General features: G+C 51.7%; 14 protein-coding genes and 2 pseudogenes. 10 read left to right on the top strand and 6 right to left on the bottom strand.

What is annotated here, in order from left to right; translation table 11 throughout:
• Window positions 1-866 precede the first annotated feature (866 nt).
• From J1G48_RS11790 to J1G48_RS11770, 5 genes and pseudogenes are all read left to right on the top strand, one after another.
• A complete protein-coding gene (locus J1G48_RS11790; RefSeq protein ID WP_000900605.1) occupies window positions 867-1,262 on the top strand; it encodes a tellurite resistance TerB family protein in 396 nt (131 codons plus the stop codon).
• Window positions 1,190-1,372: pseudogene (locus J1G48_RS11785) on the top strand (putative holin); the annotation flags it as partial. The gene J1G48_RS11790 and the pseudogene J1G48_RS11785, both read left to right, overlap by 73 nt.
• Entirely contained in the window at window positions 1,362-1,643 is a 282-nt protein-coding gene (locus tag J1G48_RS11780) for a phage holin family protein (protein ID WP_000445513.1), read from the top strand. The pseudogene J1G48_RS11785 and the gene J1G48_RS11780, both read left to right, overlap by 11 nt.
• Complete coding sequence (locus J1G48_RS11775) at window positions 1,640-2,185, top strand: glycosyl hydrolase 108 family protein (RefSeq protein ID WP_000802786.1); 546 nt, start codon at window positions 1,640-1,642, stop codon at window positions 2,183-2,185. The genes J1G48_RS11780 and J1G48_RS11775 overlap by 4 nt, the downstream gene beginning before the upstream one ends.
• Window positions 2,186-2,217: 32 nt before the next feature.
• On the top strand, window positions 2,218-2,391 hold the full coding sequence (locus J1G48_RS11770) for a hypothetical protein (RefSeq protein ID WP_000729249.1): 174 nt from the start codon (window positions 2,218-2,220) through the stop codon (window positions 2,389-2,391).
• 335 nt (window positions 2,392-2,726) lie between these two features.
• Here the strand turns inward: J1G48_RS11770 and J1G48_RS11765 are convergent.
• Window positions 2,727-2,930: pseudogene (locus J1G48_RS11765) on the bottom strand (tyrosine-type recombinase/integrase); the annotation flags it as partial.
• On the opposite strand from J1G48_RS11765, the gene J1G48_RS23570 reads away from it, so the two are divergent.
• Together J1G48_RS23570 and J1G48_RS11760 are read left to right on the top strand one after the other, a co-directional pair.
• Window positions 2,886-3,038 (top strand): hypothetical protein, encoded by a 153-nt coding sequence (locus J1G48_RS23570; protein ID WP_000089155.1) that lies wholly within the window; start codon window positions 2,886-2,888, stop codon window positions 3,036-3,038. The pseudogene J1G48_RS11765 and the gene J1G48_RS23570 overlap by 45 nt on opposite strands.
• Window positions 3,031-3,369 (top strand): SMR family transporter, encoded by a 339-nt coding sequence (locus J1G48_RS11760; RefSeq protein ID WP_000159240.1) that lies wholly within the window; start codon window positions 3,031-3,033, stop codon window positions 3,367-3,369. Before J1G48_RS23570 ends, J1G48_RS11760 begins: the two co-directional genes overlap by 8 nt.
• Before the next feature lie 49 nt (window positions 3,370-3,418).
• Here J1G48_RS11760 and uspF read toward each other — a convergent pair whose 3' ends face one another.
• The 3 genes from uspF to J1G48_RS11745 all read right to left on the bottom strand — a co-directional run bounded on the left by uspF (window position 3,419) and on the right by J1G48_RS11745 (window position 8,219).
• The gene (uspF, locus tag J1G48_RS11755) at window positions 3,419-3,853 is read right to left on the bottom strand and encodes a universal stress protein UspF (RefSeq protein ID WP_001082296.1); all 435 of its coding nucleotides are present in this window, start codon (window positions 3,851-3,853) and stop codon (window positions 3,419-3,421) included.
• Window positions 3,854-4,334: 481 nt separating this feature from the next.
• Complete coding sequence (nifJ, locus tag J1G48_RS11750; RefSeq protein ID WP_001193266.1) at window positions 4,335-7,859, bottom strand: pyruvate:ferredoxin (flavodoxin) oxidoreductase; 3,525 nt, start codon at window positions 7,857-7,859, stop codon at window positions 4,335-4,337.
• A 60-nt stretch (window positions 7,860-7,919) separates the two neighbouring features.
• Window positions 7,920-8,219, bottom strand: coding sequence for a hypothetical protein (locus J1G48_RS11745; protein ID WP_001137722.1), 300 nt, complete (start codon window positions 8,217-8,219; stop codon window positions 7,920-7,922).
• Here J1G48_RS11745 and J1G48_RS11740 point away from each other — a divergent pair.
• Window positions 8,135-8,401: a DUF333 domain-containing protein gene (locus J1G48_RS11740; RefSeq protein WP_001200680.1), complete on the top strand. Its 267-nt coding sequence runs from the start codon at window positions 8,135-8,137 to the stop codon at window positions 8,399-8,401. The two genes, J1G48_RS11745 and J1G48_RS11740, sit on opposite strands and share 85 nt — an antisense overlap.
• A gap of 43 nt (window positions 8,402-8,444) precedes the next feature.
• On the opposite strand, the gene hslJ is transcribed toward J1G48_RS11740, so the two are convergent.
• On the bottom strand, window positions 8,445-8,855 hold the full coding sequence (gene hslJ, locus J1G48_RS11735; RefSeq protein WP_000750317.1) for a heat shock protein HslJ: 411 nt from the start codon (window positions 8,853-8,855) through the stop codon (window positions 8,445-8,447).
• Window positions 8,856-8,965: 110 nt separating this feature from the next.
• The gene (gene ldhA, locus J1G48_RS11730; protein WP_000762206.1) at window positions 8,966-9,955 is read right to left on the bottom strand and encodes a D-lactate dehydrogenase; all 990 of its coding nucleotides are present in this window, start codon (window positions 9,953-9,955) and stop codon (window positions 8,966-8,968) included.
• Window positions 9,956-10,194: 239 nt separating this feature from the next.
• Here ldhA and J1G48_RS11725 point away from each other — a divergent pair, with 239 nt between their 5' ends.
• A complete protein-coding gene (locus tag J1G48_RS11725) occupies window positions 10,195-12,831 on the top strand; it encodes a YdbH family protein (RefSeq protein ID WP_000677011.1) in 2,637 nt (878 codons plus the stop codon).
• Entirely contained in the window at window positions 12,831-13,022 is a 192-nt protein-coding gene (locus J1G48_RS11720; protein WP_000784063.1) for a YnbE family lipoprotein, read from the top strand. The genes J1G48_RS11725 and J1G48_RS11720 overlap by 1 nt, the downstream gene beginning before the upstream one ends.

Below are 13,022 nucleotides of genomic sequence, written 5' to 3'. Positions count from 1 at the left end.
TATGGATATGGGGTGGTTACATTAATGTTCCTTTAATTTAACCTCCTGATAGTGAATCAGGCACCGCAATTTTTTTACTGCATTCAGATGGCGTACTGCAAAAAAACGGTCATTGCTTGCGCCACTGTCTGATGCTCTTGTAACACATACGGGATTTGTGGTACGCCATCTGAATGCAGTGAAACCCACATAAAGTGGGGCATAAACAGGATATGAGGTGCGTTTATTTTCGTCTGCGGGTCATGGTGACTGACCAACGGCCCTCCGGAGATAATTCCGGCACTGCATTATTTATTGAGGTGTTCCCCAGTGCGGGGGTGACCGGGAAAAATGTTCTGCCGATGGTCACAGACACATACCGGGCTAATATGTGTTTTCGGGAGGCACCCGACACCTCTACTGTTTTTCCAGTCGATAACTATAAAACATGCTTCAGATATTGAGCACCGCCTCCCGTGAGGCGGTTTTTTTTATTCCGGGAAAAAGTTCTGCCCGCCATATAATAAAGTTAACGTTTTCAGACCAGGGTGCGGGAAGTATCCGGGGCGGGAAATAATGAATTAAAAAAGAAGCGCGGCTGTCGGATTTAAGCCGCGGGACAATGTCCGTGATAGATAGTTGAAAAATTTCAGGCTATCCCTTTCGGGAGGTCGCCATTATTTTACTCATAACAAAATAAGACCGGAACCCCGGAAACAACCTTATTTTCCGGTAAGGCTTATTTCATTCCCCGCGCCACGCCCGGCGCACATTCATAACTAACCACGGAGCCTTTCAGGGGTGAGCTTACGGGATGGTCAGTGTGACTTTCTCTGTGGGCTGGTCACCCCCGGGCGCAGGCTCACCCACTAAAAGGAAAAGTCACGATGTTAGGTATTTTCAGAAAGAAAACCCGCAAGGCTATTGTTGAAGTGAAGAAGATGGAGAACCGGGATGCGGTGGAGGCGACCGTCTGGGGCGCATATTCCATTGCATACGCCGATGGCACCTGTGACGCGAAAGAAATTGCAGTGCTGGAGAAAACCATCGCGGCACTTCCTGCCTTTGCGCCGTTCTCCGGCGAGATTGCCCAGATGAGTGCCAATATCCGCGCCCGCTATGAGGCGTCACCGCGTAGCGCGAATGCTCAGGCACTGCGTGAGCTGGCTGACGTGGCAGGAACAGCAGAAGCGGTTGATGTGCTGTGCCTGTACTGGCCTCGTTCCTGTCCCGCCTTGCTGACTACAACGGTAAACCGCTGGATGCGCTGTGTGCAGTGGTGATGTCGGTGCTGTCAGTGAAATTTCTGACCTTCATTCATGACCAGGACATTTCATCGCTGACCGGGGTTTTTTCACGGATGCGGGGAGGAGGGAGTGGTCATGGAAAGTAATCTGACCGGCACACTGAATGCGGGCCTGTGCCTGGTGACAGTGCTGGCCCTTTTTCTCTACCGCCGGAACGGCGCCAGATACAAACCGGGAATAGCCTGGCTGTCGTACCTGCTGATGCTGGGCTATGCGCTGGTTCCGTTCCGTTTTCTGGCCGGACATTACCCGTCTTCATCCTGGCCTGTGGTGCTGATGAACGCGCTGTTCTGCGGGCTGGTGCTGTGGGCGCGGGGTAATGTGTCGAAAATACTTTCACTGCTGAGGCTGCGATGAAACCGAAGGACGAAATTTTTGATGAAATTCTGGGTAAGGAAGGCGGCTACGTCAACCATCCGGACGATAAAGGCGGGCCGACAAAATGGGGTATTACGGAAAAAGTTGCCCGCGCCCACGGATACCGTGGTGATATGCGCAATTTAACCCGTGGACAGGCGCTGGAAATTCTGGAGACCGACTACTGGTACGGTCCCCGCTTTGACCGGGTGGCGAAGGCCTCGCCGGATGTTGCTGCCGAACTGTGTGACACGGGCGTGAACATGGGGCCGTCGGTGGCAGCGAAAATGTTGCAGCGCTGGCTGAACGTGTTCAACCAGGGCGGGAGGCTGTATCCGGATATGGATACGGACGGGCGCATCGGGCCGCGAACCCTTAACGCGTTACGTGTTTATCTGGAAAAGCGCGGTAAGGATGGCGAGCGTGTACTGCTGGTGGCGCTGAACTGCACGCAGGGGGAGCGCTATCTGGAGCTGGCGGAAAAGCGGGAGGCTGACGAGTCGTTTGTCTATGGCTGGATGAAAGAGCGCGTATTGATATGAACCGAAAACACTGGACACACAGAATGCCGCGAATGGCGGCGAAATGGGCACTGGTAGCGATACTGGTGCCTTTTTTACTGGTGGGGTGCGCCAGCCTGGATAAGGCGCGCCAGATATTCGAAGCTGCCGGGCAGAGTCGTAGTGAACGTCTTTTGGGCCTGAAAAGTAAATCCCCAGTTGTTGCTGACAACTGGGGATTTTTATAACAGCATATAAATCGTAAAGGAAATTGTCATATGCCATATTCAAGAACGTGCTGAGGTTGAGAAGTTTTGGAATTTTTTCGGTGGCAAAAATGGGGCAAAATGCTGTAAAAGGGGCAAAAATGGGGCAACAAAAGAGTGGATTATCGTAGCTTATTGTTGTTGCTGATAATGCTTAACGCATTGAAAAATAAATAAAACTATTATGCATCAGATGGTTGTGATTTTTGCCCTTACTTGTTGAGGTTGTATTGCTCTTTCTTTGTATTCTTTTGAATTTCTTGCATTATTTCAGTTCTCTGGTACTAAATGGGGCAAATTGGGGGCAAACTTTGCAATTACGATAACCGCGCATTCAACATCGCTACTTGTTCGTCGTTCATGTCATCAATCCACATACCGTAAATTTCATACACCATCTGCGCAGTTTCATGCCCCATTTGGCTGGCGATAAATGCCGGGTTCGCTCCTGCCGTCAACAGCCAGCAGGCAAAAGCATGTCGCGTATGGTACGGATTACGGCGACGAATGCCAGCACGTTTTTATGGCAAGATACGCAATGGTTCAAAAGCGTCTTTATTCTGTCATCCGTATTACTTAAGATATCATCACGCCCCGAAAAATATTGGAACGAAGAGATGTATGACTAAAGAAGCTGTAATCTTTCTATTTATCGCCATCGTGGTAGAAGTTATCGCCACGATCTCATTAAAATTATCAGATAGTTTTACGCGTCTGGTACCGAGCCTCGTTACTATCATCGGATATTGTATTGCGTTCTGGTGTCTTACCATCCCAATGCGAACCATCCCTGCGGGTATCATTTATGCTATTTGGTCTGGGGTAGGGATTGTTCTTATTGGATTGATAGGATGGTTATTTCTCGGCCAAAAACTGGATATGCCGGCTATTATTGGCATGTTGCTTATCATCTGCGGCGTAATCGTAATCAATCTGTTTTCAAAAAGTGTCAGTCACTAGGCGATGATGATTGATTTGAGCCCGCACTCTCTTATGCGGGCTCGGGTATTTAGCGTACCACCAGTACGGAGCATTCCGCATGACGCACAACGGCTGCGGCGTTGGAACCCAACAGATAGGTAGTAATATCCGGGCGATGCGAGGCGATAATCACCATATCGGCCGGTAATTTTTTTGCCATTTCCAGAATCTTATCTTTAGGAGAGCCTTCTGCAACGTGAGCCTGCACGCGGTCCGCAGGAAGGTTGAATTTCTTGATAATCGCTTCCAGTTGAGATTTGGCTTCGGCTTTCAAATCGTCCATTGCGGGAAGCTCTGCTGAATAAGCCAGTCCCAGTGAAGCGTAATAGGGCAAAGACGGGATTACAGTCAAAAAGTGCACTTTAGCGTCGTCAATCTTTGCTTCAGCTTCAACATGCGAAATTACGCGTTGAGTTAATTCTGAATCTGAAATATCGATGGGTACAAGAATCGTTCTGTTCATAAAACCTCCTGTTTAAGTATCCACTGAAATTCTACTCCCTAAAGGCACTTTATGTACAATGACATACGTCACATTTTAGGTGCTGCTCCACGATACTCTGCGGGGACTGCCTACAGGGGAGGGCGACGTAATATTACGCGTATTCCACGTAAATAATCAGCGAGTTGACGTTAAAACGTTATTTCTGCCTTGTCAGGAAAGACCTAAAAAGAGATGTTACCGTTTAATTCAATAATTAATGAAATAATTCGCAGTGAAATAGATATAATTTATACGAATGCTTTTGGGGGTATTATACGAAATAAAAATTATACAATATCATTCGGTTACGATATTCTACGCCTGTTATATGCCTTTATTGTCACATATTCATTTTGTCGCTGGGCCATTGCGTTAACCTTTGCTTTCCAGCGTATAAATTGACAAGCCCGAACGGATGTTCGGGCTTTTTTTGTTTCCAGGTTAATCCTTAGAATATTTTTTAATCTGCGCCGGGTTTTTCCGCTTTTCCTGCCAGCAAGGCAAGAAAGTCATAGCGTTTTTGCAAATCCAATGCGGCATCTCGCCATAATTGTTCAGCTACTTCAGGCTGTTGCGCATTCAGGCGACGGAAACGCTGTTCATTAAGCAACGTTTCCGCCAGGGCATCAGACGGTGGCCGAGAGTCCAGAGCCAGCGGCGGCTTGCCTTCATCCGCACGGCGGGGATCAAAGCGGTATAACGGCCAGAAACCGGTCGCCGTTAACTGGCGCATCTGGTCATGGCTTAGCGCCAGATCGTAACCATGTTCCTCACAGGGGCTATAGGCAATGATCAGCGACGGTCCTGGCCAGGCTTCGGCCTCCTGGATGGCTTTCACCGTCTGGTTTAACTGCGCGCCCAGCGAAATTTGCGCGACATAAACATGACCATACATCATCATGCTGACGCCAAGATCTTTACGGGCTTTACGCTTGCCATGTTCGCCAAACTTAGTGACGGCGCCAAGCGGCGTCGCCTTCGACGCCTGGCCGCCAGTATTGGAATAACACTGCGTATCCAGAACCAGAATATTGACATTCTCCGTCAGGCTTAACACATGGTCTAAACCGCCAAAGCCGATGTCGTATGCCCAACCATCGCCGCCAATCAGCCAGATTGATTTTTCTACCAGCGCATCAGCATCCTTTAACAGTTCCTCTGCGCCCGCAACCGATTTCAGATGTTGGCGTAATGCGGCGACCTGTTCACGCCGAACGTCAGGCGTTGCTTCGGCATGCAGCGCATCGTTTAATTCCGCCGGAATGCGATCGGCGAATTGCGCCAGTAAACGCATGACGCGCGCCCGGTGCTGATCCACACTCAGACGGAAACCGAGGCCAAATTCCGCGTTATCTTCAAATAGCGAATTCGCCCACGCCGGGCCGCGTCCGTTGGCATCGGTGGTATAAGGCGTAGAGGGTAAGTTACCGCCGTAAATAGAGGAACACCCCGTGGCGTTAGCGATTAACATTCTGTCGCCATATAACTGAGTCAGCAGTTTAATATACGGCGTTTCACCGCAGCCGGAACAGGCGCCGGAATATTCAAACAGCGGCGTAATAAGCTGCGATGTGCGGATATCAATTCGTTCCAGTTTGCTGCGATCGATTTCCGGTAAGTCGAGGAAAAAGTCATAATTCACTTTCTCTTCTTCCACATGCTCCAGGCGCGACATCATGTTAATAGCCTTGATCTGTGGATTTTGCCGATCTTTAGCCGGGCAGACCTCTACGCATAAATTACAGCCAGTACAGTCTTCCGGCGCGACCTGCAGCACATATTTCTGGCCGCGCATATCGCGGGACTTCACGTCCAGCGAATGCAGACTGGCTGGCGCGTTCTCCATCGCCTGCGGGGAAACGACTTTTGCACGAATCGCCGAGTGAGGGCAGGCGGCGACGCAGTGATTACATTGTGTACACAGTTCCTCTTTCCAGACAGGAATCTCTTCGGCGATATTGCGTTTTTCCCAGCGGGTGGTGCCCATTGGCCATGTTCCGTCCGGCGGCAGGGCGGAAACAGGCAGTGCGTCGCCGAGGCCCGCCAACATGGCGGCGGTAACGGTTTTCACGAAATCCGGCGCGGCGTCGGAGACGACCGGCGGGCGATGCGCGCTATGCGGATTAACCGCCTGCAACGGCACTTCCGCCAGCGATTCCTGCGCCAGAGCCAATGCCTGCCAGTTACGCTCAACCAGATCCTGTCCTTTGCTGCTATAGCTTTTGGCAATCGCGCCCTGCAGCTCAACCAGGGCGCTATCGCCCGGAAGAATATGCGTCAGGTGGAAGAAAGCCATTTGCATGACGGTATTGATGCGGGCGCCAAGTCCACATTCGCGGGCGATTTTCGCCGCGTTAACCACGTAAAAACGCGCCTTTTTCTGATTCAACACCGCCTGAACTTCTTGCGGCAGACGCGACCAGACCTCGTCGGCGCTGTACGGCGTATTAAGCAGAAAGATACCGCCGGGCTTCAGACGCTCCGCCATCTGATATTTATCGATAAACTGTAATTGATGGCAGCCGACAAAATCCGCCTGAGCAATTAAGTAAGCGGAACGAATGGGTTTTTCGCTGACGCGCAGGTGCGATACCGTGAGCCCGCCAGCTTTTTTAGAGTCATAAACGAAATAACCTTGCGCATACCACGGCGTAGAATTACCGATAATTTTAATATTATTTTTCGTGGCGGATACGCTGCCGTCGCTTCCCAGACCGTAAAATAACGCTTCAAGTTTAGCGCTGCCGGGCAGGGTATTTTCCGGTAATGGCAGCGAGAGGTTAGTAACGTCATCATAAATGCCCACCGTAAACCGTGGCTTGGGTTTCGCACGGCTGAGTTCATTAAAGACCGCCAGTACGCACGCCGGGCCGAACTCTTTGGATGATAGCCCATAACGGCCGCCAATGGTGCGCGGCAACGTTTCGCGCTCGCCATTATTAAAGGCCTCCGCCAGTGCGGTCATCACGTCCAGATAAAGCGGCTCGGCCTGGGCGCCAGGCTCTTTGGTGCGATCCAGCACGGCGATAGCGCGAACGGTTTCCGGTAATGCCTGTAACAAATGTTTGGCGGAGAAGGGGCGGAACAGACGGACTTTCAGAACGCCGACCTTTTCTCCGCGTATCAGTAGCTCGTCCACGACCTCTTCGCAGGTGCCGAGGGCGGAGCCCATCATTATGATGACGCGTTCAGCCTGGGGATGGCCATAATATTCAAATGGCTGGTACTGACGGCCCGTAGCGTCGCCAAATGCCTTCATCGCCTCTTCAACATGATCATAAACGGCGTTGTACCACGGGTTGGTCGCTTCGCGAGACTGGAAGTAGGTGTCCGGATTCGCTGAAGTTCCACGAATCACCGGATGTTCCGGATTCAGCGCGCGGGCGCGGTGAGCGTCGATCTCCGCCTGCGGCATCAGGTTCAGAATGGTTTCATTCGTTAGCGGTATAATTTTGTTGATTTCATGCGATGTACGGAAGCCATCAAAAAAATGAATAAACGGAACGCGGCTTTTCAGCGTAGCCCTGTGTGCGATCAGCGCAAAATCCTGCGCTTCCTGAACGCTGGCGGCGCATAACATCGCGCAGCCTGTCTGGCGGACCGCCATCACATCGGAATGGTCGCCAAAAATAGAAAGCGCGTGTGTGGCGACAGTGCGCGCGGCAACGTGCAGTACAAACGGCGTGAGCTGCCCCGCCAGTTTATACAGCGTTGGAATCATCAGCAGCAGCCCCTGCGATGATGTAAATGACGTAGAAAGCGAACCGGTTTGTAACGCACCGTGAACGGCGGCGATCGCGCCGCCTTCCGACTGCATCTCTACCACACGCGGCGTATCGCCCCAGACATTTTTAAGCCCATTGCCGGCCCAGGCATCCGCTTGTTCAGCCATTGTTGAACTGGGCGTAATCGGGTAAATGGCGATAACCTCGCTGGTACGGAACGCCACCGACGCTACTGCGCCATTACCGTCAATTGTTTGCATATGACACCCTTACATTGCGCAAAAAAGAGGGACACGCATAATCGTGAGCGCATCCTGTAGTTATCCTTTTATTTTAGCAAAGCCCTTCAAGCCCCATTTTCGCTTTTGTGTCCCTGGCGGGAGGAGAATGGCGATTTCTTGCCGAAAAGACGTAAAAAATTGCCAATAAATGTTAATGAAGCGCATAAATGCGCGCTTTGCCTCTCGACGCGTCAGTTTCTGCTGCCTATTATTTAGGGCGGTGTCGTTTGGATGAATAAACAGAGGGGAGAGAAATGCGCGCAGCGTTTTGGGTGGGATGTGCCGCGTTATTATTGTCGGCTTGCAGTAGCGAACCTGTTCAGCAGGCAACCGCGGCACATGTTTCGCCAGGGATGAAAGCGGCGATGTCCAGCGCCGGCGAAGCGAATTGCGCTATGATTGGCGGTTCGCTTTCAGCGGCCCGGCAGCTTGATGGTTCAGTAATTGGTATGTGCGCGCTACCCAACGGCAAACGTTGTAGCGAACAGTCGCTTGCCGCCGGAAGCTGCGGGAGTTATTAAGCGCGGCGTTTCGCCTGACGCGTATAACTTTTCACTTAATGGCTTAGTGCGCTAAATCCGCCAGTTTATACATTAGCGTTGTTTCTGCCGTCGCCAGCGTTAATTGGTTCGCGGTTAAATCGACCTGTGCGCCCTTGCTGAAGAGCTTGCTGAGGGTGCCGTCCAGCGCGTTAAGCTGTGGATCGGCGCACATCATTCGGGTCATCGCTAAATTTTTCACTTTTAATTCGCCGTCCGACAGTTTTCCTTCGCCGGTGAATTGATTGCACATTTTGCCGGATACCGTCATGTCCTCGCCAAAGCTGAGCTCCGGGCCGGTGACCGTTTTACCGTTTACGCTTTCCAGAACAAAGCGGTGGTGCTCCAGTTGCTCGCGTTTGACGGACACTTTTCCACTGCTCACACACCCTGTCATTATGATGCTCAGGGCGACCAGCGTGACGCTTTTCTTCATTGATATTCTCTGTAATCTGATAGTTAACACTGACTATAGTAATGATATGACCGGATAGATCTTCAGGGGTTATCCGAAAATGCTCCCCTGAGCGCAGGGGAGCGACAGGATTAGAACAGCGCGTTCGGGCAGGCTTCGCCCTTCTCAAGCTGGCTTAAGTTTTGTAACGTGGTTTCAGAGATGCTGATCAGCGCTTCTGCGGTCAGGAATGCCTGGTGCCCCGTAAACAGTACGTTATGGCAGGCCGACAGACGGCGGAAAACATCATCCTGGATAACATCGTTTGACTTATCTTCAAAGAACAGGTCGCGTTCGTTTTCATACACATCCATCCCCAGCGAGCCGATTTTCTGATTCTTCAGAGCTTCGATAGCCGCCTGGGAATCAATCAGCGCGCCACGACTGGTATTAATGACCATAACGCCATTTTTCATTTGGTCGAATGCCGCATGGTTCAGTAAATGGTAGTTTTCCGGCGTGAGCGGGCAGTGCAGGGAAATGACATCCGATTCGGCAAACAACGTTTGCAGATCCACATACTCGACGCCGAGATCAAGCGCGGCGGTGCTGGGATAGGGATCAAACGCCAGTAAACGCATTCCAAAGCCTTTCAGGATACGCAGCGCGGCGACGCCGATTTTACCGGTACCAATGACGCCAGCGGTTTTTCCGTGCATGGTAAAGCCGGTCAGTCCCTCAAGGGAAAAGTTAGCGTCGCGGGTGCGTTGATAAGCGCGGTGAATACGGCGGTTCAATGTCATCATCATGCCAATCGCATGTTCAGCGACGGCTTCCGGAGAATAAGCCGGTACGCGCACCACCTGCAAACCGAGCTCTTTTGCGGCATCCAGGTCGACATTATTAAATCCGGCGCAACGCAGCGCGATGTATTTCACGCCGTGTTTTTTCAGCTCTTCCAGTACCGGTCGGCTCCCGTCGTCATTCACGAAGATACAAACTGCTTCACATCCATTGGCGGTTTTCGCCGTTTTCTCGGTTAGCAGAAAATCAAAAAACTCCAGTTCAAAACCGAACGCTTCGTTCACTTGCTGTAGATATTTCTTGTCATACTGTTTGGTACTATAGACGGCGAGTTTCATATGACCTTCTCCAGTGATGTTTGAATCACACAAATATGCTTAAAATTATCTTACAAAAAATCAAAAATAATTGATAGTCATACATATAATGAATAATTTTAGGTTATCATTCTCCACAACGCCTCAAATAGCCGGAGGGCGCCCCTGCAACATGAACTATTAGGCTATGTACGGGCAATCATGCCAAAATAAAGAGATAGCCGACTGAATTTTTCGTTAAATCAGGAAATTAATGGCCCATGAAGGGTAAATATAAAGCCGCCCTTGCGCTACTGTTACTGCTGATTCTTATCCCTCTGACGCTACTGATGACCCTCGGGCTGTGGGTTCCCACTCTGGCGGGAATTTGGCTACCCGTCGGTACCCGTATCGCTCTGGAACAAAGTCCACGCCTGACACGTCATGGGTTAGTGATTCCCGATCTTCGCTATCTGGTCAATGATTGTTCGTTAGCGCATATTACCCAGGCGGAACTGACGCATCCCAGCCGTTGGTTGCTGAATATTAAAAGCCTTAAACTGGATGCCGCATGCCTGGCGAAACTGCCCGCTACGGAAGCTTCTCCCGCCGCGCCGCGTACGCTGGCGCAGTGGCAGTCAATGCTGCCCAATACCTGGATTAACATCGATAATGTCATTCTCGCGCCCTGGCCGGAATGGCAGGGCAAGCTGGCGATCTCCATGACGCCGGTCATTCAGCAGATACGTTATCAGGGCGAAAAAGTAAAATTTCAAGGGCAGCTACGCGGTCAGGCATTGACGGTGAGCCAACTGGAGATCGCCGCGCTGGCCAACCAGCCTCCCGTTAGCCTGGCGGGGGAATTTGTGTTGCCGCTGGTACCGGATGGCCTGCCGGTCAGCGGTCATGCGGCAGCGACCTTGCGTCTGCCGCAGGAACCGTCGCTGGTGGATGCGGAACTGGAGTGGCGTGATAACGCCGGACAGCTCATCGTGATGGCGCGAGGTAATCCTGACCCGATTCTCGATCTCCCCTGGGCGGTAACGCGTCAGCGGCTTACCATCAGCGATGGCCGCTGGAACTGGCCATATCAGGGATTCCCCTTGAGCGGACGTCTGGCTTTTAATATCGATAACTGGCAAGCCGGGCTGGATAATGCGCAAGTCAGCGGACGCCTGAATATTCTGACCCAGGGCGATGCCGGTAAAGCGAACGCTGTACTGACTATCGGCCCGGGAAAACTCAGCATGGATAGCAGTGAGATGCCTCTACAGCTTACCGGCGAGGCTAAACAGAAGGATTTAATCTTTTATGCCGTATTGCCCGCTATGTTCCGCGGCAGTCTGGCCGATCCGCAGCTCACCTTTGCACCTGGCGCATTGCTACGCTCGCGCGGGCGGGTGATTGATGCGTTAGATATTGATGAAATTCGTTGGCCGCTGGCGGGCGTTAAGGTGACGCCGCGCGGCGTTGATGGCCGATTACAGGCTATTTTACGGGCGCACGAAAATGAGATGGGCGATTTCGTTCTTCATCTTGATGGCCTGGCCAATGATTTTCTCCCTGATGCTGGTCGCTGGCGGTGGCGCTATTGGGGGCAAGGAAGCTTTACGCCAATGCGCGCCCACTGGGATATTGCCGGACAGGGCGAATGGCATGATAACACCATCAGGTTGACCAGTTTGTCCACCGGTTTTGATCAGTTGCACTATGGCGCAATGACTGTCACATCGCCAAGACTGGCGCTGAATAAACCTATTGTCTGGGTTCGCGACGCCACAACGCCGTCGCTACAGGGCGCGCTGTCTCTGGTGGCGGGGAAAACCGTATTTACCAGTGGGAGCGTGCTGCCGCCTTCTACCCTTAATTTTAGCGTTGAAGGGCGAGAGCCAACCCTGTTCCAGTTTAAAGGCGACCTTCGGGCGGGGGCGATAGGGCCGGTACGGCTGAATGGGCGCTGGGATGGCGAACGCCTTCGTGGACAGGCCTGGTGGCCGAAGCAGTCGCTTATCGTTTTCCAGCCGTTGCTTCCACCGGACTGGAAAATGACGCTGCGCGAAGGCTCACTGTATGCGCAGGTGGCTTTTTCCGCCGCACAGGGGCAGGGGTTTGAAGCAGGTGGACACGGCGTGTTAAAAGGCGGCAGCGCCTGGATGCCGGATAACAAAATCAACGGCGTCGATTTCATTCTGCCATTTCGCTTCCACAACGGCGCGTGGCAATTGGGGACGCGCGGGCCCATCTCGCTGCGTATCGCCGGGATAGTTAACCAGGTCACGGCGAAAAATATCACCGCTGATTTACAGGGCGGTTATCCCTGGAGCGAGTCGAATCCATTACTGCTAAGCGATGTCAGCGTAGACGTGCTGGGCGGTCAAATCATTATGAAACAGTTGCGAATGCCGCAGCACGACCCGGCGCTTTTGCGGGTGCAAAATATTTCATCCAGCGAATTGATTAGCGCCATAAATCCAAAGCAATTCGCCATGTCTGGTCCGGTCAGCGGCGCGCTGCCGCTGTGGCTGAACAATGAAAAATGGATAATCAAAGATGGCTGGCTTACGAATCCTGGGCCAATGACGTTGCGTATCGATAAAGATACTGCGGATGCGGTGGTGAAGGATAATGTCACGGCAGGCTCGGCGATCAACTGGCTACGTTATATGGAGATTACGCATTCGTGGACGAAAATTAACGTTGATAACCTGGGCGTACTAACGATGCAGGCGGCTATTACCGGCAAAAGCCGGGTAGATGGTAAAACCGCGATCGTTAACTTGAACTATACCCATGAAGAAAATGTGTTTACGCTGTGGCGCAGTTTGCGTTTTGGCGACAATTTACAGGCATGGCTTGAACAAAATACAGTGTTGCCGCAACCTCCTTGCCGGAAAGACAAGGACTGTGAGGATAAATAATGAAAATGAGTATTGCCATGCTGTCAGCGCTTGCGTCATTTATCGTGGTGGGCTGCACGCCACGTATTGAAGTCGCCGCGCCGGAACAGCCGATTACCATCAACATGAATGTAAAGATCGAGCATGAAATACATATCAAAGTCGATAAAGATGTTGAAGAACTCCTGAAATCACGCAGCGATCTATTCTGA

The sequence above is a fragment of the Salmonella sp. SAL-020 genome, from assembly GCF_017372215.1.
GTDB classification, from domain to species: Bacteria; Pseudomonadota; Gammaproteobacteria; order Enterobacterales; family Enterobacteriaceae; genus Salmonella; species Salmonella enterica.
The sequence above is the reverse complement of the archived record's forward strand: the minus strand, read 5'-3'. Positions and strand labels throughout refer to the sequence as shown.

What these genes read in the sequence shown, in the direction of transcription:
- J1G48_RS11790 (WP_000900605.1), top strand. Translation starts at nt 867, where the DNA reads ATGTTAGGTATTTTCAGAAAGAAAACCCGCAAGGCTATTGTTGAAGTG.
- J1G48_RS11780 (WP_000445513.1), top strand. Translation starts at nt 1,362, where the DNA reads ATGGAAAGTAATCTGACCGGCACACTGAATGCGGGCCTGTGCCTGGTG.
- J1G48_RS11775 (WP_000802786.1), top strand. Translation starts at nt 1,640, where the DNA reads ATGAAACCGAAGGACGAAATTTTTGATGAAATTCTGGGTAAGGAAGGC.
- J1G48_RS11770 (WP_000729249.1), top strand. Translation starts at nt 2,218, where the DNA reads ATGGCGGCGAAATGGGCACTGGTAGCGATACTGGTGCCTTTTTTACTG.
- J1G48_RS23570 (WP_000089155.1), top strand. Translation starts at nt 2,886, where the DNA reads ATGTCGCGTATGGTACGGATTACGGCGACGAATGCCAGCACGTTTTTA.
- J1G48_RS11760 (WP_000159240.1), top strand. Translation starts at nt 3,031, where the DNA reads ATGACTAAAGAAGCTGTAATCTTTCTATTTATCGCCATCGTGGTAGAA.
- uspF (WP_001082296.1), bottom strand. Translation starts at nt 3,853, where the DNA reads ATGAACAGAACGATTCTTGTACCCATCGATATTTCAGATTCAGAATTA.
- nifJ (WP_001193266.1), bottom strand. Translation starts at nt 7,859, where the DNA reads ATGCAAACAATTGACGGTAATGGCGCAGTAGCGTCGGTGGCGTTCCGT.
- J1G48_RS11740 (WP_001200680.1), top strand. Translation starts at nt 8,135, where the DNA reads ATGCGCGCAGCGTTTTGGGTGGGATGTGCCGCGTTATTATTGTCGGCT.
- hslJ (WP_000750317.1), bottom strand. Translation starts at nt 8,855, where the DNA reads ATGAAGAAAAGCGTCACGCTGGTCGCCCTGAGCATCATAATGACAGGG.
- ldhA (WP_000762206.1), bottom strand. Translation starts at nt 9,955, where the DNA reads ATGAAACTCGCCGTCTATAGTACCAAACAGTATGACAAGAAATATCTA.
- J1G48_RS11725 (WP_000677011.1), top strand. Translation starts at nt 10,195, where the DNA reads ATGAAGGGTAAATATAAAGCCGCCCTTGCGCTACTGTTACTGCTGATT.
- J1G48_RS11720 (WP_000784063.1), top strand. Translation starts at nt 12,831, where the DNA reads ATGAAAATGAGTATTGCCATGCTGTCAGCGCTTGCGTCATTTATCGTG.